Annotated in this window: 27 protein-coding genes and 1 tRNA gene; 18 read left to right on the forward strand and 10 right to left on the reverse strand. The window is 56.1% G+C overall.

The window, feature by feature from the left end; translation table 11 throughout:
* The first annotated feature begins 275 nt into the window (after positions 1-275).
* A complete protein-coding gene (ftsZ, locus tag VGK23_05350; GenBank protein ID HEY3419960.1) occupies positions 276-1463 on the forward strand; it encodes a cell division protein FtsZ in 1188 nt (395 codons plus the stop codon).
* A 117-nt stretch (positions 1464-1580) separates the two neighbouring features.
* Here the strand turns inward: ftsZ and VGK23_05355 are convergent, their stop codons facing one another.
* From VGK23_05355 to VGK23_05375, 5 genes are read right to left on the reverse strand one after another with little or no spacing between them, the layout of a single operon-like run.
* Complete coding sequence (locus VGK23_05355) at positions 1581-2120, reverse strand: thiamine pyrophosphate-dependent enzyme (protein ID HEY3419961.1); 540 nt, start codon at positions 2118-2120, stop codon at positions 1581-1583.
* A gap of 5 nt (positions 2121-2125) precedes the next feature.
* Positions 2126-2650, reverse strand: coding sequence for a sulfopyruvate decarboxylase subunit alpha (comD, locus tag VGK23_05360; protein HEY3419962.1), 525 nt, complete (start codon positions 2648-2650; stop codon positions 2126-2128).
* Positions 2647-3273 carry a (Fe-S)-binding protein gene (locus VGK23_05365; protein ID HEY3419963.1) on the reverse strand — a complete coding sequence of 209 codons (627 nt, stop codon included), beginning with the start codon at positions 3271-3273 and terminating at the stop codon, positions 2647-2649. Before VGK23_05365 ends, comD begins: the two co-directional genes overlap by 4 nt.
* A 4-nt stretch (positions 3274-3277) precedes the next feature.
* Positions 3278-3976 (reverse strand): GTP-binding protein, encoded by a 699-nt coding sequence (locus tag VGK23_05370; protein HEY3419964.1) that lies wholly within the window; start codon positions 3974-3976, stop codon positions 3278-3280.
* On the reverse strand, positions 3973-4392 hold the full coding sequence (locus VGK23_05375; GenBank protein ID HEY3419965.1) for a pyridoxal-phosphate dependent enzyme: 420 nt from the start codon (positions 4390-4392) through the stop codon (positions 3973-3975). The genes VGK23_05370 and VGK23_05375 overlap by 4 nt, the downstream gene beginning before the upstream one ends.
* Before the next feature lie 549 nt (positions 4393-4941).
* Between VGK23_05375 and VGK23_05380 the strand changes: the two genes are divergently transcribed.
* The 9 genes from VGK23_05380 to VGK23_05420 all read left to right on the forward strand — a co-directional run bounded on the left by VGK23_05380 (position 4942) and on the right by VGK23_05420 (position 9845).
* Positions 4942-5172 (forward strand): sulfurtransferase TusA family protein, encoded by a 231-nt coding sequence (locus VGK23_05380; protein ID HEY3419966.1) that lies wholly within the window; start codon positions 4942-4944, stop codon positions 5170-5172.
* A gap of 5 nt (positions 5173-5177) precedes the next feature.
* Positions 5178-5597 (forward strand): DsrE/DsrF/DrsH-like family protein, encoded by a 420-nt coding sequence (locus VGK23_05385; GenBank protein HEY3419967.1) that lies wholly within the window; start codon positions 5178-5180, stop codon positions 5595-5597.
* Positions 5598-5606: 9 nt separating this feature from the next.
* Complete coding sequence (locus tag VGK23_05390; GenBank protein ID HEY3419968.1) at positions 5607-6767, forward strand: cysteine desulfurase family protein; 1161 nt, start codon at positions 5607-5609, stop codon at positions 6765-6767.
* Between the two features lie 9 nt (positions 6768-6776).
* Complete coding sequence (locus tag VGK23_05395) at positions 6777-7418, forward strand: iron-sulfur cluster assembly scaffold protein (protein ID HEY3419969.1); 642 nt, start codon at positions 6777-6779, stop codon at positions 7416-7418.
* Positions 7419-7571: 153 nt separating this feature from the next.
* Positions 7572-7985 carry a hypothetical protein gene (locus VGK23_05400; protein ID HEY3419970.1) on the forward strand — a complete coding sequence of 138 codons (414 nt, stop codon included), beginning with the start codon at positions 7572-7574 and terminating at the stop codon, positions 7983-7985.
* Complete coding sequence (locus VGK23_05405; GenBank protein HEY3419971.1) at positions 7972-8340, forward strand: hypothetical protein; 369 nt, start codon at positions 7972-7974, stop codon at positions 8338-8340. Before VGK23_05400 ends, VGK23_05405 begins: the two co-directional genes overlap by 14 nt.
* 332 nt (positions 8341-8672) lie before the next feature.
* The gene (locus tag VGK23_05410) at positions 8673-9149 is read left to right on the forward strand and encodes a carboxypeptidase-like regulatory domain-containing protein (GenBank protein ID HEY3419972.1); all 477 of its coding nucleotides are present in this window, start codon (positions 8673-8675) and stop codon (positions 9147-9149) included.
* Positions 9150-9153: 4 nt separating this feature from the next.
* On the forward strand, positions 9154-9603 hold the full coding sequence (locus VGK23_05415) for a hypothetical protein (protein ID HEY3419973.1): 450 nt from the start codon (positions 9154-9156) through the stop codon (positions 9601-9603).
* Positions 9603-9845: a hypothetical protein gene (locus tag VGK23_05420; GenBank protein HEY3419974.1), complete on the forward strand. Its 243-nt coding sequence runs from the start codon at positions 9603-9605 to the stop codon at positions 9843-9845. The genes VGK23_05415 and VGK23_05420 overlap by 1 nt, the downstream gene beginning before the upstream one ends.
* Positions 9846-10003: 158 nt before the next feature.
* On the opposite strand, the gene VGK23_05425 is transcribed toward VGK23_05420, so the two are convergent.
* Positions 10004-11215 carry a cysteine desulfurase gene (locus VGK23_05425; GenBank protein HEY3419975.1) on the reverse strand — a complete coding sequence of 404 codons (1212 nt, stop codon included), beginning with the start codon at positions 11213-11215 and terminating at the stop codon, positions 10004-10006.
* A 137-nt stretch (positions 11216-11352) separates the two neighbouring features.
* Here VGK23_05425 and VGK23_05430 point away from each other — a divergent pair, with 137 nt between their 5' ends.
* The 5 genes from VGK23_05430 to VGK23_05450 all read left to right on the forward strand — a co-directional run bounded on the left by VGK23_05430 (position 11353) and on the right by VGK23_05450 (position 15628).
* A complete protein-coding gene (locus VGK23_05430; protein ID HEY3419976.1) occupies positions 11353-12135 on the forward strand; it encodes a hypothetical protein in 783 nt (260 codons plus the stop codon).
* 134 nt (positions 12136-12269) lie between these two features.
* The gene (gene nifS, locus VGK23_05435; GenBank protein ID HEY3419977.1) at positions 12270-13433 is read left to right on the forward strand and encodes a cysteine desulfurase NifS; all 1164 of its coding nucleotides are present in this window, start codon (positions 12270-12272) and stop codon (positions 13431-13433) included.
* A 1-nt stretch (position 13434) separates the two neighbouring features.
* Complete coding sequence (locus tag VGK23_05440; GenBank protein HEY3419978.1) at positions 13435-13881, forward strand: iron-sulfur cluster assembly scaffold protein; 447 nt, start codon at positions 13435-13437, stop codon at positions 13879-13881.
* A gap of 69 nt (positions 13882-13950) precedes the next feature.
* Positions 13951-14865 carry a dihydroorotate dehydrogenase gene (locus VGK23_05445; GenBank protein ID HEY3419979.1) on the forward strand — a complete coding sequence of 305 codons (915 nt, stop codon included), beginning with the start codon at positions 13951-13953 and terminating at the stop codon, positions 14863-14865.
* On the forward strand, positions 14858-15628 hold the full coding sequence (locus VGK23_05450) for a dihydroorotate dehydrogenase electron transfer subunit (GenBank protein HEY3419980.1): 771 nt from the start codon (positions 14858-14860) through the stop codon (positions 15626-15628). The genes VGK23_05445 and VGK23_05450 overlap by 8 nt, the downstream gene beginning before the upstream one ends.
* Positions 15629-15637: 9 nt before the next feature.
* Here the strand turns inward: VGK23_05450 and VGK23_05455 are convergent, their stop codons facing one another.
* A complete protein-coding gene (locus VGK23_05455; GenBank protein ID HEY3419981.1) occupies positions 15638-16798 on the reverse strand; it encodes a 2-isopropylmalate synthase in 1161 nt (386 codons plus the stop codon).
* 91 nt (positions 16799-16889) lie between these two features.
* Here VGK23_05455 and VGK23_05460 point away from each other — a divergent pair, with 91 nt between their 5' ends.
* Positions 16890-17432, forward strand: a complete 543-nt coding sequence (locus tag VGK23_05460) for a hypothetical protein (protein ID HEY3419982.1) — start codon at positions 16890-16892, stop codon at positions 17430-17432.
* Here the strand turns inward: VGK23_05460 and VGK23_05465 are convergent.
* From VGK23_05465 to VGK23_05475, 3 genes are all read right to left on the reverse strand, one after another.
* On the reverse strand, positions 17328-18206 hold the full coding sequence (locus VGK23_05465; GenBank protein ID HEY3419983.1) for a hypothetical protein: 879 nt from the start codon (positions 18204-18206) through the stop codon (positions 17328-17330). The two genes, VGK23_05460 and VGK23_05465, sit on opposite strands and share 105 nt — an antisense overlap.
* 73 nt (positions 18207-18279) lie before the next feature.
* Positions 18280-18966 (reverse strand): hypothetical protein, encoded by a 687-nt coding sequence (locus VGK23_05470; GenBank protein HEY3419984.1) that lies wholly within the window; start codon positions 18964-18966, stop codon positions 18280-18282.
* A gap of 165 nt (positions 18967-19131) precedes the next feature.
* Positions 19132-20370, reverse strand: coding sequence for a ComEC/Rec2 family competence protein (locus tag VGK23_05475; protein HEY3419985.1), 1239 nt, complete (start codon positions 20368-20370; stop codon positions 19132-19134).
* Between the two features lie 85 nt (positions 20371-20455).
* Between VGK23_05475 and VGK23_05480 the strand changes: the two genes are divergently transcribed.
* Both VGK23_05480 and VGK23_05485 read left to right on the forward strand, forming a co-directional pair.
* Positions 20456-21337, forward strand: a complete 882-nt coding sequence (locus VGK23_05480) for a hypothetical protein (GenBank protein HEY3419986.1) — start codon at positions 20456-20458, stop codon at positions 21335-21337.
* An 80-nt stretch (positions 21338-21417) separates the two neighbouring features.
* Positions 21418-21506 (forward strand) — tRNA-Cys (locus tag VGK23_05485).
* The last annotated feature ends 1 nt before the right edge of the window (position 21507 follow it).

Genomic DNA, 21507 nt, shown 5'->3' on the forward strand with positions numbered 1-21507 from the left:
ATGCAACCCTGTGGTGTCCACACTATTTTGGCTGAACATGGGAGGGATGAATTCAATATTGGTCGCGTCTTCCCGTCGACAGTTCATATCAATATTGTGGTCTGAGAATTGACAATTCGAAGTATCGTATTATTTTCACATTACCATTATATTTTTTGTGCCATACTATTTATATCGACAGTCGCCGTAGTATTGTTCCGGGATGCACTATGCCAAGTTCATTAGTTAGAGAAGCACTAGCGAATGCTGGAATCAAACAACCCGTCAATGGCGTTGTGGATAACCAGCAAGCGGCACCAGCACAGCCGGTCTACCAACAAGCATCGTCTTCAGCGCCGACAGTGAGCGCAACGGACGAGGAATTGATCCGTATCGCCGCCCAGCTGGATGTCTGTATCAAGATCATCGGTTGCGGCGGTGGGGGCTGCAACACCATCAACCGCTGCGTCGATGCCGGCATAAGCGGAGCACAGCTCTGCGCCATCAACACGGATGCCAAACATCTCCTTACGATCAGGGCTCCGAAGAAGATCCTAATCGGAAAGTCCCGGACCAAAGGTCTGGGCGCAGGGGCGAGGCCAGAGGTCGGGGAGGAGTCCGCCCGCGAGAACGACGTCGAGATCAGGAGCTTCTTGACCGGTGCCAACATAGTTTTCGTTACTGCGGGCATGGGAGGCGGAACCGGAACAGGATCGGCACATTATGTCGCCGGTATCGCCAGGGAGCAGATCAAGGCTTTGACCCTGGGTGTCGTAACCATTCCGTTCAAGGCCGAGGGGACCATCAGGATGGAGAACGCAATGGCGGGTCTGGACAAGCTAAGACAGGCCTGCGATACGACGATCGTCGTTTCCAATGACAAGCTTCTGGAAATGGTCCCTAAGCTTCCGGTTGAAGCGGCATTCAAAGTGGCGGACGAGGTCTTGATGCAGACCATCAAAGGCCTGACCGAGATCATAACCAAGCCCGGACTGGTCAACCTGGACTACGCCGATATCCAGACCGTCATGAACGAGGGCGGGGTGGCATTCGTCGGTATCGGAGAGGCGAACAAAGATTGCGAAGACAGGGTGAAGGAAGCGGTCCACGAGGCACTTTCCTCTCCGATGCTGGGAGAGATTGACCTCAAGGGGGCGAAAGGCGTCCTGATCCGGGTCGTCGGAGGGTCGGACATGACCGTTGGAGAGGCCCAGATGGCCGCGGAGATCGTCAACAAGGCGGTCAGTGACAGGGCCAGGATCATATGGGGATGTTCCATCGACCCGGAGCTCGAGGGAACCATCAAGATATTGTTGATCGTCACCGGTGCCAAGAGCAAGTACATGCTGGACGCACGAGGAGTTCACGGCATGAACACCCAAGGGGTACAGAGGGAGGTCCAACAGCACGATCCGAATGCGATGCCCCAGCAGTACCAGCAACCGAGGCAGAGCAATGATGACGGTATCGACTTCGTGCACTGAACTTGAGCAAAAGAGACCGGCGCTTCCTTGGCATTGACCGGTAAAGCGCACCAATTTCCCCCTTTTTGCTGGCCGGAAACATGATTTGGAGTCGTCCGACCACCCGTGAATTTCCGTCTATGGCGATGCGGATCTCATGAAACGGTCGATGATCGTCCTGGGGTCCATACCAACCAATGGGCATTCCATCACTTCCGGGGTGACCTTTGCCACGATAAGTCTGGTTTTCCGATCCTGGAGCGCTTTGAGAAGGGCCTGTTCATCGGAAACGATCGAAACCTCCTCAAAGCCAGCCCCCAGGGCGATGGAGGCCAGGTCCGCTCTCCTGGAGGACAATGTGGCCTGGCCCCCGGTGGACCCATATGACCCGTTGTCAATGATGACCAACAGGTAGTTCTCCGGCGACCTGTCCGCTATTGTGGCCAGCGAACCGAGGTTCATGAGAACCGAACCGTCACCGTCGATCGCTATGATCCTCTCGTCTTGGCATGCCATGGCCAATCCCAATCCGATGGAAGATGCCAGTCCCATCGAACCGAGCATATAGAAGTGTCTGGGCGAGTCCCTGATCGAGAAAAGTTCCCGTGATGGGTCGCCGATATTGCAGACGATAAGGCTTCCGGATTCCCGTTCAGCGATGACCCATAGTGCATCCACTCTCTTCAAGATCGGCACCTCCAGTATTCCAGGTCGAAGAGCAATGCGACCGGCTTCCTCTCTCTGGAGGCGGTGGCCGCCGCCTTCGCTACGCGGTCCTCCGAATCGACCGGATCGGGCGACCAATGCTCTATACCGATCGCATCAAGCAACGGGACCGTGGCCTTTCCCATCGGTACCTGGCCGTCCACTTTTTCCCCCATCGTCCCCCGGTGGGAGATGATCATCAGCAATGGTATTCCGTAGAGCATGTTCAAAGAGGTCAGGGCATTGACCGAATTGCCCAAACCGGAGTTCTGCATCAGGATGGCTGGCCGTTTGCCCCCCATATAAGCGCCGGCGCATACGCCCACTCCCTCCTCCTCTCTGGTGACCGGGACATGGACCACGTCCGGGTCGTCAGAGATCAACTTGAGAAGGGGACCGAGCTTGACGCAAGGTACGCTGGTGACGAAGTCGATCCCCCCGCGCTTGAGCCCGCGAAATATCCGCTCACTGTTAACGTCATCGCGGTCGGTACGAACGTTCATCCCCAGACCTTCAGGTCCACGCTCTCTATCCTGACCTTGTCCCCTTCCGATTTGACCACCACCCCGGAATGCACCTTCTGCATCATGCAACGGTGGGGAATGAACCTAACGGTCTCGCCGATCTCCAGGATCTTGTCGTTCATGACCACTCCCTCGAACGCGGCGACCATGCAGATGCCGACGTCGACGGGCGGCCGTTCATCGATCCCGATCCGGGATTGAGGGCCGATCACCTGGACGGTCAATATCGAGTGGTCAAGGGCGATGACCTGGGCGAAGTGCACTATCGGACATCCCAGGCAGCGGTAGGACACCTTGTCCCCGATCCCCACCTTCGCCTCCCGGTCGAATGGGAAGATGTGCTCCCGGCACGAGGGTTCGCCGGGCAGTGGCGCCAATATCACGTCGGACGAGCCCCCGCCTACCAAGGCGGAGACGCTCTCCCTTTCTCTCCTTTCCAGCGACTCCCTGAGCTTCTCCAGGTTCTCGGCGTACCGTTCCTGGGAAAGCATCGAGCAGTCCTCGAGCTTCGATCCCTTCCCCAGCGCCGCAGCGAAGCGGCGGCAGTTAGGCAGTCCACATTGTCCACAGTTGAATCCCGGCAACAGTTCCACTATTCCCATGTTCTCACTCTCCCGAATAAAAGACCGACCCATCGATGTGTCTGAGCACACCACGGTGGTGCTCCTTCCCAGTTCTCATCTCCCCGGCGCATAGGGTGCATATTCCAAGCGGGGGCGTGTGCCTGAGCCTCATGTCATCGTCGACCTCGACGGCCTCCAATACCAGCTCGGCAAAATCCGCCGAGCCTTTCCCAGTGAGTCCATTGGCCTCCACCAGCATGCAGGCCGGGTTCACTTCCAGGACCCTTTCCCTGAACACCTCCCTCTCTGCCTGGGAGACCATGTCCCCCTTGGTGATCACGACCAGGTCGGCTGTCACCAGCATTGGCCCGATCTTGAGCGGGGTGTTCGGTCCCACCGTCGCGTCGATCACGCAAACCGCCAGGCACTTGTTTGGATAGGGGGCGCAGCGAAGGCAGAGCCCGGCCGTTTCCACCAGCAGGACATCCGAGTTCTCCGATCTCGCCCATTCCACCATGCCGTCCGTGTTGAAGGCGGCGAAGTGGTCCGGGCACATGTCCCGCGATAGTCCGACCTTGATCGGTATTCCATAGGCCTGGAGCCTCTTCTCATCATCGGTCCAGAGACAATCGATCTTGACCAACGCCGGTCTGAGGGCCTTTCGTTTCAAAACTTCGATCAGCCCTATCAATACCGATGTCTTTCCCGATCCCGGGGTCCCGGCCACGACCACCAGCCTCATGATGAGTTCACCACCCCGCCGTTGCGGATGATCTCACGAAGACCGAGGATATGCTCGTCCATCTCGGTAAGCCGATGGCATGCCTGCTCCTCTTGGGAGCTACGCTCCAGTACAGCACGCATCCCACCGCCGGCCATGATGATACGGCGTTTCGCCACCATCGCCAGCCCGAAGCCGGTGTTGCCTGACGTGCTCTCCACCAAGGACGATCCTTCTTTCAGTTCACCCGACGACTCGGCCTTTGTCACCATGGACAGGGCTATCCTATCCTTCGAGCTGCCGCCCGGGTTCATGAACTCGAGCTTGACCAATACGGTGGCATCGAGCCCTCTCGCTAGCCGGTTTAATTTCACCAAAGGCGTCCGGCCGATGGTCTCAAGTATGCTGTTGCTCCACATGTTCAAAACTCTCCACAACACACGCCCATAAGCGGAATCCTGCATGAGGTGTGAAGAACGAATTCCCTACGTGCGTCTGGACGCGCCATGAGAAGGTGAATCTCGAAGGAGGATTGCCGATCCTAGAATCGTTGACCGAGTTGGCCAGAATTCCTTTGACAACAAAGACAATCCCTTCGATACATCCATTGAGGGAACGGTAGTGCAATATATAACATTAACGATTGTTAATTGTTATTGACTCGGTCAACATTACTGGAGCCGAACAATATGTTATAGATGCATCACCGAGATCGAATTTCTATCGATATTCGGGTCAGCGGTTCCTTTTCAGCGTCTATCAGAATTCTTTGTGATGAAGACCTCGATCGAACAAATCTCAATCAAGAATCCATCTCGCTAAGCGATCGATCCTCGATGATAACAAGGCACAAGTCGCCAGTTGTTGATCAGATTTGCGCTCCAGTTGCCACGTTTGTTTGAGTCCCTTATTATTGAACGCTCAGGTTAAATAATTAACAATAGTTAAATATGAAATATAACCCATTCTCCTTATGGGTGGATTCTATGGCAGAGATCAAGGTCGATTGCATGGGCAGGAACTGTCCAACGCCACTGGTTGAAACCAGGAAAGCGCTGCGAAGGGCGAAGATCGGAGATGTCATTGAGATCACCGGTGACCATCCAGCTTCCAAGAAGGAAATTCCCATGGCAGTTACGTCCTTGGGACAGGAACTCCTTGACATAAAGGACGAGGGAAAGACCTGGCGAATACGGATCAAGAAAGTGAAGGAGTGAGATAAATGGCAGAAAGGGCTACGATAATCCTTCACAGCGGGGATATGGACAAGGTCTATAGCGCGCTCATAATCGGGAATGGGGCGCTCTCCATGGGCATGGAGGCGACCATCTATTTCACCTTCTGGGGCCTCCAAAGGCTAAAGAAGGGCGGGTTAGATAAAGGAAAACTCTCAAAGATGAACATGCTCGGCCTGGGACGCTCCATGGTAAGATCAAGGATGGCCAAGGCCGGAGTCGCTGAGCTTGAAAAATTAATGAGCGACTACAAAGAACTGGGCGGAAAGATAATAGCATGCGAGATGACAATGGAGGTCATGGGCATCAAGAAAGAGGACCTGAGGCTCGAGCTCATCGACGAGTTCGGAGCTGTAGGTACATACGTCAACGATGCTAAGGACTCCAAGATAACGCTCTTCATTTGAGGTGATGACATGAAAGACAAGGTACATTATTTGGACAATTCGGCCACCACAAGGCTGGATGATCGAGTGCTGGAGGCGATGAGGCCATACTTCCTCGAACATTATGCGGTAGCGACTTCCGAGTTCGGATATTCCATGGGGTTGGATTCGAGGGAGGCGCTTGACGAAGCCAGGGCATCGATGACGAAATTCCTGGGGGCAACCCCGGAAGAATTGGTCTTCACTTCGGGCGACACGGAATCGAGCAACACGGCGGTCAAAGGCGCGGTCAAGGCGAACCGGAAAAAGGGAAAGCATATCATCATTTCCAAGCTCGAGGACTTCCCCGTCCTCAACAGCGCTAAGACGCTGGAGCAGGAAGGAAATTCGGTCACCTACCTGGACGTTGACGCCGAGGGCTTTGTGGACACCGACAAACTTCAGTCCAGCATCACACCCGAAACGGTCCTGGTCTCCATCCAACACGCCAATCAGGAGATCGGAACGGTTCAGGACATCAAGGCCGTGGCGGACATATGCCATGACAAAGGCGTCCTATATCATGCAGACGCCACCCATACGTTCCGGCGCCTTCCGCTGGATGTTTCTAAGATACCGGTCGATCTTCTTACGATCGCCGCCCATACCATTCACGGACCAAAGGGCGTCGGTGGACTCTTCATCCGGAAGGGAACCCAGATATCCAAATGGATGGACGGTGGATTCCAGGAAGCCAACCGGAGGGCAGGCCTGGAGAACATCCCCGGAATCATCGGGTTCGCGAAGGCCGCCGAACTGGTCACGGATGAGGAGAATGAGTACATCAGGGGTTTGCGGGACGGTCTGATCAAACGCATGATGGAAGCAGTGCCCCAAACCATTCTGAACGGCTCAGCGTCCAAGAGGACCCCGCAGAATGCCAACATCACCTTCCACTACGTCGAAGGCGAATCGATCACCCTGCACCTGGACATGAGGGGATTCGAGGTCAGTACAGGCTCGGCCTGCTTCAGCCGGACATTGGAGGCCAGCCACGTGATTATGGGCATCGGCGGAAACCACGAGCGGGCCCATGGTTCGATCCGGTTCACCTTCAGCCGGTTCAACGACATGGAGGATGTGGACGCGGCCGTCGAATCGTGCGCAGAGATCATAGCCAACCTGAGGAAGATCAGTCCATTGAAGAAGTAAGGTGAAAAAATGAAATTCCCATACAACGAAACGGTGCTGGAGCACTTCAAGAATCCAAAGAACGTAGGAAAGATCGAGAACGCGGACGGCAAGGCCATGGTGGGCAGTCCTGCCTGCGGCGACATGGTGGCACTCTATGTAATGGTGGACGAGGCGACAAAGGTCATAACCGACATAAAGTTCGAGTCGTACGGTTGTGCCTCAAACATCGCCACCGCTTCCATCATCACCGAGCTCGCCAAGGGCAAGACGATCGACAAGGCAAAGGAGATCAGCTGGAGGGATGCGGCGGATGCATTGGGAGGGCTGCCGAAGGTCAAGGTACACTGCTCCGTGCTGGCGGTCGAGGCTCTCCACGAAGCCATAACCAACTATGAGGAGAGGCACGGGCTGGTCAAAGAGAAGGTACCGACCACGGTGGAGATCGTGCAGCGCCGGCTGAAGACCGTCATGAACCCACTCGCCGGCCTGGACATCGTCCGGACCGAGATGGTGAAGGACATCAAAGTGGAGGATGGAGTTGTTTCGATCGACCTCGATCTGGCCGTGAACAACCTGTTCGCTTCCAATATCGAGGAGGAGATCAAGGAGAAGATCGGGAACATCTGGGACGTCAAAGAGGTCAAGATCAAGTTCGGGGACCCGGTGTGAAACGCCTTATCTAATCTCTTTCGTCTTTTCCTTCTTGCCATCACAAATCGATAGAACCGGAATACCCTTCTTTGATGTAGTTACATTCTTCACAATCGTTAATATGATATAATGATTCACCATTTGCGGTCGTGACAGACCTGGCAGGCAACCATGAAAGAAAACGAGGTCGCGAAGTCGTTGGTGGAGAAGAAAGCATCACTGCTGCTGGGCGGACGGGTAAAGATACCTTCGGACATGAAGCTCCCTTACAGGACTAGTTGTTCCACCGCCGGACCAGGAGCGGGGAGCACGGGGATAGTGCTCACCTTCGGCGGCATGAGGGTCAAGAAGGCGGTATCCCGTGAGGATGGGGACTTCGAACTGGTCCCTCACGACGGCCGTTACTCCCTATGGCGCAACGGCAAGATGTTCATCGAGGATGTGGAGATCAAGCCCGTGGTCTTCCATGCACCGGGACAGGCGTTCTTCAACCTTGACAATCGCTGCATCTACGGCTGCACCTTCTGCTCATCCCCTCTTCTGGATGAGGGACTGGACAAGGCAGATGGGAATGGAGAACGATGACTTTGCCATTTATTTGGGCAGAGAGCTGGGCAGGGCGTTCAAGGACCTTGGCAAGGAAGAGAGGGACTGGACGAGACAGATGGTGTTGGACAATGAGGAATTTGCCATGTATCTGGGCCGGGAATTTGGACGATCGTTCAAGGAACTCAGAAAGGACGAAAGGGAGTGGACATGGCAGCACGCCATGGAGAACTATAGCTTCGCAATATACCTGGGCCGGGAGCTCGGAAGGGCATTCAACAAGCTGGGCAGTGAAGAGAGAGACTGGGTGATGAAGAGCGAGCGCTTCGCCAAGGGCCTGGGCTGGGGCATCGGGGATTCGTCCGATGACCTGAGCAAGGATAGAAAGACGTAGGGAGCTGTCCGAATCAACCAAAGGCACCGCCCCCGAGTATCTAGATGGACGGCTTCAGACCACTGAACCTGTTTGGGGGGCTCCCGCTCCGACACCGTGTATCGACGGGATCCTGTGGAGGTTCAACGATCTTGGCCAGCAGAGGTCGGATCTTTCTTTTACGGACCGTGCAAGGGTCTTGTTCCATTTCTGAACCATTATTTTCGATTTCACATTAACTTGATGGTATTGTTCGGTCGAGAAGAATATCATCCGTTTTCTTCAGCGTGTAGCCTTACTGTAACGGCTCGGGATATCGACCCCGGGACCGGTCTGCCTTCAGAGGCACTCACATGAGGATGAGAACACAATTCAAGAGAGACCGGAGCGGTGGGATCGAGGGACTGCCGTTGCAGTTGATGATCATGGTATTGATAGCCGGGATCGGCTCTGCCGTCCTTCTGGGATGGATGGGCAATCTGAACGCACCTCAATCGATCGGTTCCGTCACCGCGACGCCGATGGAGCTGGTGGCCCACGATGGGAACGGCGATGGCATCTTTGAGGCCAGGAATGTTGATGTTACCATCACGGTTTCAGATGCGAAAGGAGATCCGGTGACAGGGGCAACCGTCGTGCTGGACGGGTGTAACATCGCCAAACAGGATGGTACCCGGCCATATGGAACGACAGATTCCAACGGTCGGATAACGCTCAACAACCTTCAGCTCACACAGACCGGAAAGGCGGTCGGGTTCGTATCTGTGACCGTCACCAAGAGCGGATACGGCACCGATTCCGGCCTGAGCATCCCGGTCATCTCGGGGTGATGGCTTGGCGATTAAGGACCGGCGAGGGCTTGAGGGGATGCCCCTCAAGCTCCTTATCGTTTCTCTTCTGATCTCCCTTTCGGCACCGGTCGTCCTTTCCAGTGTCAGCACGTTCCAGTCCGGGACCTCAGAGTCCCAGGCTCTGAGCGCGGCTGAGCATATCAGGCAAACGATAACCGCGGCGTACCTTTCCGGTCCCGGCAACCACCGGGTCATGGATTCGCCTTTGACCGACGGCAAGTGCACCATCACGATCGGCGGTGATCTCAACCAGACCGAGTCGATGGTCATTAAGGTGATCCATGAGGGCGGGGTCGACCGCATCTACTTAACAGACCCGTCCATCAGGGTCACAACCGTCAGTGGCCATCCTTTCCAATTGACCTCGGACACGGTTCGGATATCGTTCACCTGCGTATCCGGCAACGGGACCTATGTGGTGGTGGGCCTATGATGGAGTTCTTTTTATCCAAGGTATGGCTGTTCGTGTGCGGCATCGCCGTCACCAGCGTGCTGGTTCTGGCGTTCTCCGGGTTGGGCCATTCCGTGACCGACGACGAATCCCAGCGCCGGGTCGCTCAGATGGCAGATGCCCTGGACTCCGTTTCTGATTCACCTGACAATGTCCATATGACCATAAGGGTGGCGGACTACCTGCCGGATGGGAAGTCCCATCTCCTGATGTCGAAGGGATAAATCTGCATCGAATCCGGAGGCGTACGGAAATATGCGATAATGCACTCCTCTATATCCGTTAACGACAGCAATGGCACCAGCTCGGACAGCCTTACACTGGTCCATGGTGATATTCTCATTGTAACCAAGGACCCTGCGGGTAAAGGTATCATCCAGGTTCAGGTGGCGAAGGAACGTACCGTCTCCTTGACCGCCTGAACAAATCGTTCGCAATCGTTCTTGCTGGTGTAGAGATAAAATGATGCGCGGGCTGCCCCGTCGATCTCCCTTTTCAGGAAGAACGGATGAACGCAATGCATACCCGACCGGATCATTATCCCGGACATCTCGTCCAGGATCATGGCCACGTCGTGCGAGCGCATGCCGCTGATGTTGAACGAGTAGATGCTGCCGCGCGATTCCGGGTCCTCAGGACCTATGACGGTTATCTTCTCCTCTCCCGCCAGGCCTTCGGTGACGATACGGTTGCATTCGATGTCGTGCTCCATCACATCGTCCATACCGATCGTCCTCAGGTAGTCGACAGCCGTCCCGGAACCGATGATGCCAGCATAGTTCAGCAGACCGGACTCGAAGCGTTCCGGTATGGGGAGCAGGTCCACCTTGTCATAGGTGGTCAGGCTCACCCCGCCGCCGCCGACTATCAGGGGATCGACGTTATCGAGCAGTTCCTTCTTGCCGTAAAGGACGCCCACCCCGGAAGGGCCGAGCATCTTGTGCATCGAGAATGCGAAGAAATCAACGTCCATGTCCTCCATGTCGACCTTCATGTGCGGTGCCGACTGCGCCCCGTCGACCATGACCAGCGAGCCATTGTCATGCGATATCTCGCAGATCTCCTTGACCGGGATGGTAGTGCCGGTGACGTTGTTGGTCTGGACCACGCTGACGAGCCTGACCTTCTTACTGAGGGCCTGCTTGAGCGCTTCAAGGTCAAATGACCCGTCCTCCGGTGTGTCGACTATGACCCGATCCACGCCATCGGTCTTCTTAAGCAAAAGCCAGGGGACATGGTTGCTGTTATGCTCCATGTCCGTCGTTAGCACCGCATCCCCTTTCTTGAGGCCAAGGCCGCGGGCGATCAGGTTGATCGATTCGGTCGCGTTCTTGGTGAAGATGACCTGGTCGTACGAATCCGAACCGATGAAATCAGATATCTTCTCCCTCGCTTCGTCGACCTTGATCGAGACCTGGGTGGCCAGGCGGTGCACGCTCCTCCCGCCGCAGGCAGGATATTCATAATAATATGAATCCATGGCCTCGACCACCTGTCTGGGCCTGAGGCTCTGGCACGCCGTATCAAGGTAGACCGGGCTCTTCTCCCCTTTTGAAAGAATGGGAAAATCGCCCCTTATCCTATCGATGTCCATCGGACACGAGAATCAGGAAGAGCATATATCTATCCTTTTGGCAGACAGTTTTAGATACCTTCGGTGGAAATTGTATCATGGGATGCGTTCCAAATGATGCCGGTCCATGTATCTATGGGCCGGATGGGGGCAGATATATGAAGGATGGAATTGGGTCAGAAAAGGAAATGGACCGGACGCTGCAGCCACCGCGTGAATTACAGAAGAACGAACTCCATAGGCGAGTTATCCAAAGGACTAGACGGAGGAACAGGAAGGGTGGACCGACCGTTGGACCGGATAGTTCAGCTGCCAACCCCGATACCCCTCTAAGCCGTTTCATACGGAGCATAATAATCGATTACGAGAAGTGGCACGACGGGACCGGCTATGACCTGGATGCGCTGGAACAAGCCTCCGCCGACGAACGTTCAGCCATCGAGAAGGTCCTGATCACCAGTAAAGGACGCGACTGGCGCGACATCGAGGCGCTGGCCGAGCTGGACACTCCTCGTTCCCGGAAAGAGCTCCGCGACGCGTTCGCGACCGGTGATCTGCGGGTGCGAATGGCGGTGATAAGCTATGCACCGGACACCGTCAATCATAATGAGAAGCTCGAAGCCATCGTCCATGCGCTGCGCGTGGGGAACATCTACGGAGGGCTGTCACATGCCCTGGACCTGGTCGAGGAATTCCATCCACCAGAGGTGGTGGAGGAGCTGTTCCGCGGAGTCCAGGTACGGGAGGGGGAGGTAGCGGTGAACTTCGCAGCCATGCTCCTGTTCATCCATGGCAAGGCCCAGGAGCCCTTCGATTGGGCGCAGAGGCCGTTCCTGCTTCGCTTCAACACCGACGATGCGGATGAGCGCAGGACGGCGTTCGTGGAGCTATGTCAGATGATCGGAGTCAAGGTCGAGGACCATTCCGTCAGGATGACATGATGTGGGATTCGGTCAGCCATCGACAAGGTTCTGAAGGGCTCAGAGGGAAAGCGGTGGTTGACCAGTCAGTTTATTATATCGGATTTTGTGTTATCGATTGTTAAGGTACCGTCAGGAGATGATTTGCATTGAACGTGACGTATTTCGACAACAGCGCGACAACGAACGTCGACCCGAGGGTCCTGGAAGCAATGAAACCATTCTTCCTCGAGAGGTATGGTAACCCATCGAGCCTTCACAGCCTTGGCAGGAGCGCGGAAGAGGCAATGACCGCCTCCAGGGAAAAGGTCGCCAGGGCGATCAACTCAAATTCCAGTGAGGTGGTCTTCACCGGCGGGGGCACCGAAGCGGACAACATGGCACTGCAAGGCTACGTCTTCGCCAACCGGAAAAGGGGCAATCATATCATCACCACCAGGATCGAGCATCACGCGATCCTGAACACCTGCGAGTTCCTGGAAAGAGAAGGTTTCAGGGTAACATATCTGCCGGTGGACGAGTTCGGATTGGTCGATCCGGAGAAGGTCAAGGAGGCGGTCACCCGGGAGACCCTGATCGTTTCCGTTATGGCGGCCAACAACGAGATCGGCACGATCGAGCCGGTGAGGGCTATAGCGGAGATCGCCCATGACAAGGGGGCGGTCATGCACACCGATGCCGTCCAGTCCATCACCAAGGTACGTACCGACGTGGTCAAGGAACATATCGACATGCTGTCCATGTCCGGCCACAAGTTCCATGCGCCGAAGGGGATCGGAGCTCTATACTTGAAGACCGGGGTCAAGATACGGCCGCTCGTATACGGCGGGGGTCAGGAGCGTGGGTTGCGCTCATCCACCGAGAACATCCCAGGTATCGTGGGCACCGGCAAGGCGATCGAACTGAGCATGGCCGAGTTCGACGATGATGTCCAGAAAATGACCCGGATGAGGGATAGAATGATCAAGGGAGTCCTGTCGACCATCTCAGACTCTCACCTGAACGGCCACCCCACAGAACGGCTATGCAACAACGCACATTTCCGGTTCGATGGGGTGGAAGGCGAGTCGTTGCTGATCTACCTGGACCAGCAGGGTTTCTGTGTCTCCACCGGATCGGCCTGTTCCTCCAGGTCGACCGGGCCCTCGCATGTGCTTTCGGCTCTGGGACTTCAACGCGAGCAGATGCACGGCTCACTCCGCGCGAGCCTGTCCAAGTTCAATACCATGGAAGAGATCGACCGCTTCCTAGAAGTAGCACCCTCGGTGGTAAAGAAATTAAGGGAGATGTCTCCAATGTATGATGCGAAGGTGTGTTAGAATGGGCTATTCCCGAAAAGTATTGGAGCATTTCACCAACCCCAGGAACGTGGGAGAGATCCCAGACGCAGACGGCGTCGGAAAGGTAGGGAACCCTGCCGACGGGGACCTGGTCCATATATATATCAAGGTCAAGGACGACGTCCTCGACGATGTAAAGTTCAAGACCATGGGGTGTGCCGCGGCAATCGCCACGTCCAGCAAGGTCACCGAAATGGCCAAGGGGATGACCCTGATGCAGGCCCTGCAGCTGACCCGCGAGGACGTCGCGAACGCATTGGATGGACTTCCCCCAGGGAAGATGGAATGTTCCAACCTTGGTGCGGACGCGCTGCACATGGCCATCCGGGAATACCTGATCAAGGAAGGCAGGGAAGCGGAGGCACCGGCGGCGATAGACGAACGCGGTGACCAGTGCGTCGTAGGAGCTCCTATCAGGCCTCACTGAAAGAAGGACATGGGGGCGCTGGCGTTCATCTGCGAAGATGTTATTAGTCCAGAGATTATGCCCATCATCATGTCCTCGTTGCAGGTCGATGTGGCCGGTGTTCGTCTAAAGAACCCGACCATGCTCGCGTCCGGGATGGTGGGGGAGACTGGCGGTTCGCTGCTCAGTGTCGCCGCTGCCGGGGCTGGCGCGCTGGTCACCAAGTCCATCGGAATGGAACCCCGTAACGGTTATGGAAACCCGACGCTGGTGGAGCTGGAGGACGGCTACGTCAACGCAATGGGGCTGCCCGGTCCGGGCATTGATGATTTCCGTACCGAGATGGAAGTGGCGAAGAACGGCAATGTACCGATCATCGGCTCGATCTTCGCTTCCAGCGCCAAGGATTTTGCGTTACTCAGTTCCAAGATGGAGGAGTATGGGGCATCCGCCGTTGAGCTGAACCTGTCCTGCCCTCACGCTCACGGATATGGCATGGAGATGGGTATCGACCCCGAGGTCGTGTCCGCCATCGTAAAAGAGTGCAAGGATTCGGTCTCGATACCGGTATTCGCCAAGCTTACCCCGAACACTCACCGGCTGGTGGAGGTGGGCAGGGCGGTGGAGAAAGCCGGTGGGGACGCAGTGGTCGCGATCAACACGCTCAAGGCGATGGCGATCTCGGTCGAGTTCAGAAGGCCGGTCTTAAGCAACCGGTTCGGCGGGCTTTCCGGACCGGCGGTGAAACCGGTCGGGCTGCGTTGCGTGTTCGATCTCTATGCGGCACTCGAGATACCGGTCATCGGTGTTGGCGGGATAGAGACCTGGAGGGATGCGCTCGAGTACATAATGGCCGGTGCGAGCGCTGTACAGATCGGCAGCGCGATAGGAAGGCGCGGCATCGGCGTGTTCTCCGAGATAACGACGGGTCTGGAAAGGTATGTGGAACAGGACCGCTGCGGCAATATCCAGGGACTTGTGGGGGTGGCTCACGAACATGCATGAGACCGTGGAGATACTGCAATCCGAAGAGGTGGGCAAGGGCGTGCGGACGCTCCGTTTCGAATACCATCATAAGGTGTCACCGGGCCAGTTCTTCATGGTCTGGCTTCCGGGGGTGGACGAGATCCCGATGTCCGCCTCGTACTGCGAAGGCAGGAAAGGGATCACGGTCAAGGATGTGGGTCCGGCGACCAGGTCACTGTGCAACCTCCGTTCTGGGGACAGGATAGGGATACGCGGCCCTTATGGCCATGGCTACACCCTGCACGACGGCAGGATACTGGCGGTCGGTGGCGGCACCGGCATGGCATCGCTGCTGCCGGCGGTGGAGGCCATAGGCGACCCATCGCGAGTGGACGTCGCCATCGGGGCCCGGAACGTGTCCGAGCTGCTGTTCATCGACAGGGCCAAGGCAGCGTCCAAGAACGTACGCACGTCGACCGATGATGGAACCAACGGTCTCAAGGGTACGGCCGTCGACCTGGTGGCGGACATGCTGTCCAAAGAACGTTACGATCTCGTCCTGGCGTGCGGTCCGGAGAAGATGTTGTTCTACCTGCTCCCGCTGCTGCGGAAGCACAATGTCCGGTGCGAACTATCGCTCGAGCGTTACATGAAATGCGGTGCCGGCCTATGCGGATCGTGCGCACTGGATGAGAAGAGGGTGTGTGTCGACGGGCCGGTGTTCACCGGCGAGCAGGCGCAAACGATGATCGATTTCGGCAAGTTCCGCAGGAACGAGGCAGGTCAGCAGATAAAGCTATGATCCGTTCGTTCAACCGCTAAGGACCATCGACACCAAATGCCTGAACTCCTCATCGGAGACCCGTCCCTTCTTTTCCCCGAGCTTCTTTACTTCGCACAATAGCTTGGCCAGCTGTTCCTCGGTAGCGGTCAGTTCGAGCTCCTCTACCCGCTTCCGGACATAGTTGAGACCGGTCTTCTTGCCCATGATCAGATGACGCTTGTTGCCGATCTCCTCCGGGGGGATCGGCTCATAGGTCATGGGACAGTTTAGGACCGCGGCCACGTGAATGCCGGACTCATGGGAGAACACGTTCTGGCCTACCAGGGGCTGGTTCTTAGGCAGCCCCAGCCCGGAGTATTCAGCTACCAGGTCGGATAGCCCTTTCAGTTTGGTGGTATCGATGCCCAGATCGCAACGGTAGACGTACTTCAGCGATGAGATGAACTGCTCCAACGGGACGTTCCCGGCACGCTCTCCGATGCCGTTGACCGTGGTGGTGACGGCCTTGGCCCCCGCCTTGACCCCGGCGATGGCATTGGCCAGTGCCAGCCCGAAATCGTTGTGCAGATGCACCGAGATCGGTGTCCTGAGCTGGGACTTGGCGGTTGTGACTATATTGTAGATCGCTTCCGGCGAAGCGCACCCCAGTGTATCCGTTACTCCGATGCGGCAAGCATGGCACTCCTCTGCCTTTCTATAGACCTCGAGCAGGAAATCCATTTCCGTCCGGGTCGAGTCTTCCGCGGAAAGTGCTGCTGCGATACCCCTTTCATGACAGTAGTCCAGTCCTTCCGCGATCTTCTCCAGGACGAACTCCCTGGGTTTGTTGAACTTGTACTTCAGATGAATGTCGGAGGTGCCAATGAAAAGCAGTGCCAGGTCCGAACCGGCATCGACACAGGCGTCAATGTCCGGCTTTGTGATGCGGGACAGGGTCAAGATACGAGCATCCAGTCCGAGGGAGGTGATCGCTTTGACGATCTTTTGCTCATTCTCCGATACGGCCGGGAAACCCGCCTCTATCTCGGGGACATGCATCTCGTCCAGTTTGCGGGCGATGGTAACCTTCTGCTCCTCGCTGAAAGCTATCCCCGGTGTCTGCTCCCCGTCCCTCAAGGTTGAGTCGTATACGACCACGTCCTTGACGTCCAGTTTGGGGTTGTGCGGCCCGAGGGCGATCATGTCCATGCGGGTCCCTAATCCAACTGTGTTAATTATTCTTTCGCGAACTACCGATTGAGCAGCAAAACCTAATAGTCACTTCTCGTTTTTATGGGACATGACCATCTCGAACCAGAGCGATGAGCGTTCTTCGGTGAACCCTAACTTTCTCTCTGTCAGCCACGGAAAGATGGTCATCAACGTCCCGTATTCAGTTTTTCGCGATAGGACCTATCATCTCATCCCTGGAAAATGGGAGGATCTTCGCCATAATCTCGCGGTCAAATATCCATGGCTCTCCGTCCATGCCCTCGACGTCATAAAGGAGGAGATAATGGATACGATGAAGGCCAAGATCCTGTCGGAGAAGACCGCCGCCCAGAGGGCCAGGGACATGATCGCCCGGGACGATCTTCAAGGAGCGTTGTCATGGCTCGAAGGTCATTTTGAGATAGAACCGGAAGATGCTGACTCCTGGTATGTTTACGGTGAAGCGCTCATGAAGACCGGGAAGAAGGAAGAGGGGTTCGCTGCCCTGAGAAAGGCAAGGCAGCTTTCAGGGGTCCGCCCGACCGAGCACAAGCGGGCCATACGGTCGGTGTCCGAAAAGAGAGTTGATGGCGCCGACCACGTCAAGCACCGTCGCCCCCCAAGGGACTGAGGCCAGTTCCCCTTCGATCATGAACCCTTCCTTGACGCCGCAGCACTTAACCAATGTCTTGCCCTTTACCCTGGACAGGTTCTTGGGGCACATGTCCAGCGATTCCGGGTCCTTCCGATAGACCGAACGGAAGATGCGCCTGGAAAGGTCACATCCGATTAGGGTCACCTCTCCCTTGATCACTGGTGTCTCGTCCAGGAAGTATACGTCACGTTCGGATTCCAGCCCGGATGCCCTGCACGGGAACATCACCGCCTGGGTAGTGAACTTCTTTTCCAGTTCGTTAAGGTCAATGTCCTGGTAGTGGGGGACGATCGGAAGCTCGATCATTCCGGTTGAGAAAGCCCTTTCCACGAGCACCGACAGTTTGGATGGTGATGGCGGGACCACATCGACCACGAACAGGTCCAGCAGGATCTCCTCCTGAAGGAACGAGACATGGTTGAACATGCCAGAGACCACGACGGTCTTGCCCGGACGGGCTCTGGCCTGGCGTGCCATCTGCGATGCGTTCAGAACGTCGATCTCCTCATCCCTGATGTAGACCGTGTCCCGCGGAAGCGAGACGATCTGGTATTCTTCAATGGGTCGGAACAGGTCCTTCCCGCCTGCTTTGACCACCCTGATGACCGCGACCTCCTCGTCATGTTTCAGGATCATGAAATCGGTGCGGGTGTAGGCCTTCTTTCCGACGATGTCCCTGGAGATGTTCTCCTCCGTCAGGGAGAAATCGACATGGCGCAGCGAGACATCCTTGCAATGGTCCGGGTTCATTCATCTCTGAATGGTCAAGCCTCTAATAATCTTGACCTTCCGTCGTCCAGGTCGACCTCAGAAGGGAAGGTGATCAGCCTATGCCTGTCACCATCCAATAAAGGAGCAAGGCGGAGATCACCTGGACAGCGAACAGCGCTAAGGTCCCGTATAGGGACAGCATGTAATAGCTGTTCCACCTCGTCCTCGGTTTGGCGTGGATGTATGGGTTTCCTATCAGGCTGTTCTCCCGATATCCCATGGCTACCAGGAAGAAGAAAAAGACGGCCCCATATATCGTTAGGAACTGGCCGAACACCGCGAGGCTCCGCAGCTGGGCAGGCAAATGCGATTGAACGAGATTCATTGAAAGGGTCGGATTTCCGGGATTCGATTCGTGCCCGATGACGACGATGTCATAAACCTCGACCGAAGGGTCGATGTTGATCGAAGCGGAGAAATGGGTCACGTTCATTTGAGATGCCGAAGGTATGTACTCGAACGATCTGTTCGAGACCATCTGGATGTAATTATCGTAGGTCATGAAATAGACGTCGATCAGGTAACCTTCGGGTACGCCGACATCCATGTTCAGATCGTTGCCGTCCGCGGTACGCACGCCCCAGCCGATGAACTCCCCTGGGTCTGTCCCGTTTCCGATGCTTTGGGTGAAGCCCGTCTGTTTGTAATTGGGGATGACAAGATACCCAAGAATAGCCTGGACGATCAACATGACCACGAACAGGATGGCGAATACATTGAGCCGCCTTCTACTGACCATCGAACACTTCCCCCGGGCTAATTATTCTTTGCTAGAATATTTATAATGTATCCGGATCGACCGATCATTCGCGGTATGTATCAGAGATAGCATGCCATTTCATAGGTCCGGCCGAGAGATGATCGTTCCTCACCGATGTGCCTCATTCCGTGAACCATATTACAATTAAGCGGTTATGTCGATGGTCCCCATCTGGTCCGTCCGCAGGACGGTGACATCATGGGCGAACAACCTTGTCAGCGTATCGTTCGTAGGGTGCCCGTAAGTATTCACCCCCACGCAGATCACCGCCGTCTCCGGGCTGGTGGCGTCAAGGAAGGCATTGCTGGTGGAGGTCCTGCTGCCGTGGTGGCCCACCTTCAGCACGTCGACGTCTAGATCGAATGAATGGTTCGCGATCAGCCTGCTCTCCACATCGGTGCTGATATCGCCGGTGAACAGGAAGCTCTTGCCCGAGGTGCGCATCTCCAGGACGATGCTGGCATCGTTTACGTCGTGAGCGGTCGGATCGATGTTGAGCACCTCGATGGTCGCCGAGGCCGTGAGGTTAAGGTATTCCCCCGCATGGGTATCGGCTGCGGTATGGACCGGACAGCCCTCGTCCTCAGCAGCTCGGATGAACGATGAATAGGCCGATGTGCTCTTGGCCACTCCAGGATGGTAGATGGAAAGGACGGTGAAGTCCCGGAGGATGTCGGCCGCCCCTCCCAAATGGTCCGAGTCCGGGTGGGTGACGATGAGCGCGTCAATTACCGAAACAGATCGGTTATGCAGGTACGAGATCAGTGTGCCCGCCGCCAGTGGCGGGCCGGCATCGATCAGGATGATATGGCTATCGGCGGTCGAGACCAGGACCGAGTCACCCTGGCCCACATCTATGAAACTCACCAGGGTGGTATGACCTGTTCTGTTCTCGAATGAGAAGAAGCAAATGGATTCTTGGTCCCTTAGGAACGTGACCCCTATGACCATGTCGGTCGCTGTTTCGTTCCCGTCCTTGGTGACTTGGATGCGGTCATCAGGTCCCATCTTGCGGTCCTGATCCCGGTCACTGATGATCACCGAGGGATCGACCGCCACCAGCCTTTGGACTCCGGCCTGCCAATTGCCCGCGTTGACCGTGTAACTCGGTCCCCATGTCAAGCCAGATGCATTCTCATGCCCCAAGCGTATGACCGCACCGTCAAGATACAGGTCATGTCCAGACCCCACACCATTGAGCCCTATGACAGCGGTTGATGCATCGCTGGAGATGGTCCTCAACGTAGCTACGCCCTCTGGCCTGTCCTCTAGCTTACCGAAAGACACGACGATCGAAGCCAGGACCACCAGCATCACCACTACGATAACGATCAGAAGTAGCTTCGTCCGGCTCCTCATCTCGAATGCATCCCAAGCATGCATTGCAGTGAAAGGGCATAAACATTGACCCCGGTGAACGGACCAGATAACCTAATTATCCGGTCGGCCGATACCGGGGCGGGATAGGATGCAGTCAAGCAACGGTCTCAGCGTCAGCATAGCCTCGCTCAGGAGACGGCTCTTCGAGGCCCGGCTCAAGGCCATAAGCCCTGCCGATTACGAACGCTATTCGCAATTGGACGAGGGGCAGAAGGATGCTTCCGTCGAGGCCAGCTGGGACAGGGTGATCCCTCCGGTCGATCCCGTTATGTGCAAGGCCCTCTCCCCCATAGTGGCTGGATTGTTCGCCAAGGTCAAGGACCCAGCGGTCCTCGGGCACATCCAGGGGCAGATGCTGCCGCAGATGCAGGCCAAGATGCACAACACCACCGAGTATTACATCCTGATGACGAAGTACGGGAACGACATCGATTCCCGCACCCCGGAGGAAGAGACCCGGCTGATGCTCCACTACTATCTGATGCTGGTAGAAGGGATATACACCACCCAGCTCAACATGCTCACCATACTGCTGTCCAAATCCGGCCATCGTTACGAGGTAAGCTCCTGCCGTCCTGGGACATCCGAGATGGACGCCATCGCGGAGGACAGTCTGGCGAACAAGCTCCGATTCCTTCAGGACAATGGCCTTGACCTTGTGTCAGGGGCATGCGACCGGCAGCTGCGCAACAGCATCGCCCACGTCGAGTTCGTGGCCTTCACGGACGGATCGGTGGCATATAGCGTCAACAAGGACCGCCCCAGGATAATTTCCAGGAAGGAGCTCGAGTCACGTGTCCTTGAGCTCAGAAAACTGTCGGATGCGCTTGGCGACCTTTTGACAAAGGCGCTAGCATCTCCGATCCCAGCCAAGATATCGGAACCTAAGGAAGAAAAGGCCAAACCACAAAAGAGGCCATCCAAGATCACGGCCCCGAAGAAAAAGCCTCTTCGCAAGAAGGCGGGATGATCTCTTTATAAAGTGTTGTTATCCCAGAGTAACCCAGTAGAAGATAGGCTAATATATGTTGAACAGAATTAGCCCGATACGCAGGGATGACAGAGCGGCCATGTGGCGGACTGCAGCCTTCAAAGGCGGATATCCGCATACCCGTGTTCAAATCGCGGTCCCTGCTCCAT

It is taken from the genome of Methanomassiliicoccales archaeon (genome assembly GCA_036504055.1).
Classification (GTDB): domain Archaea; phylum Thermoplasmatota; class Thermoplasmata; order Methanomassiliicoccales; family UBA472; genus DASXVU01.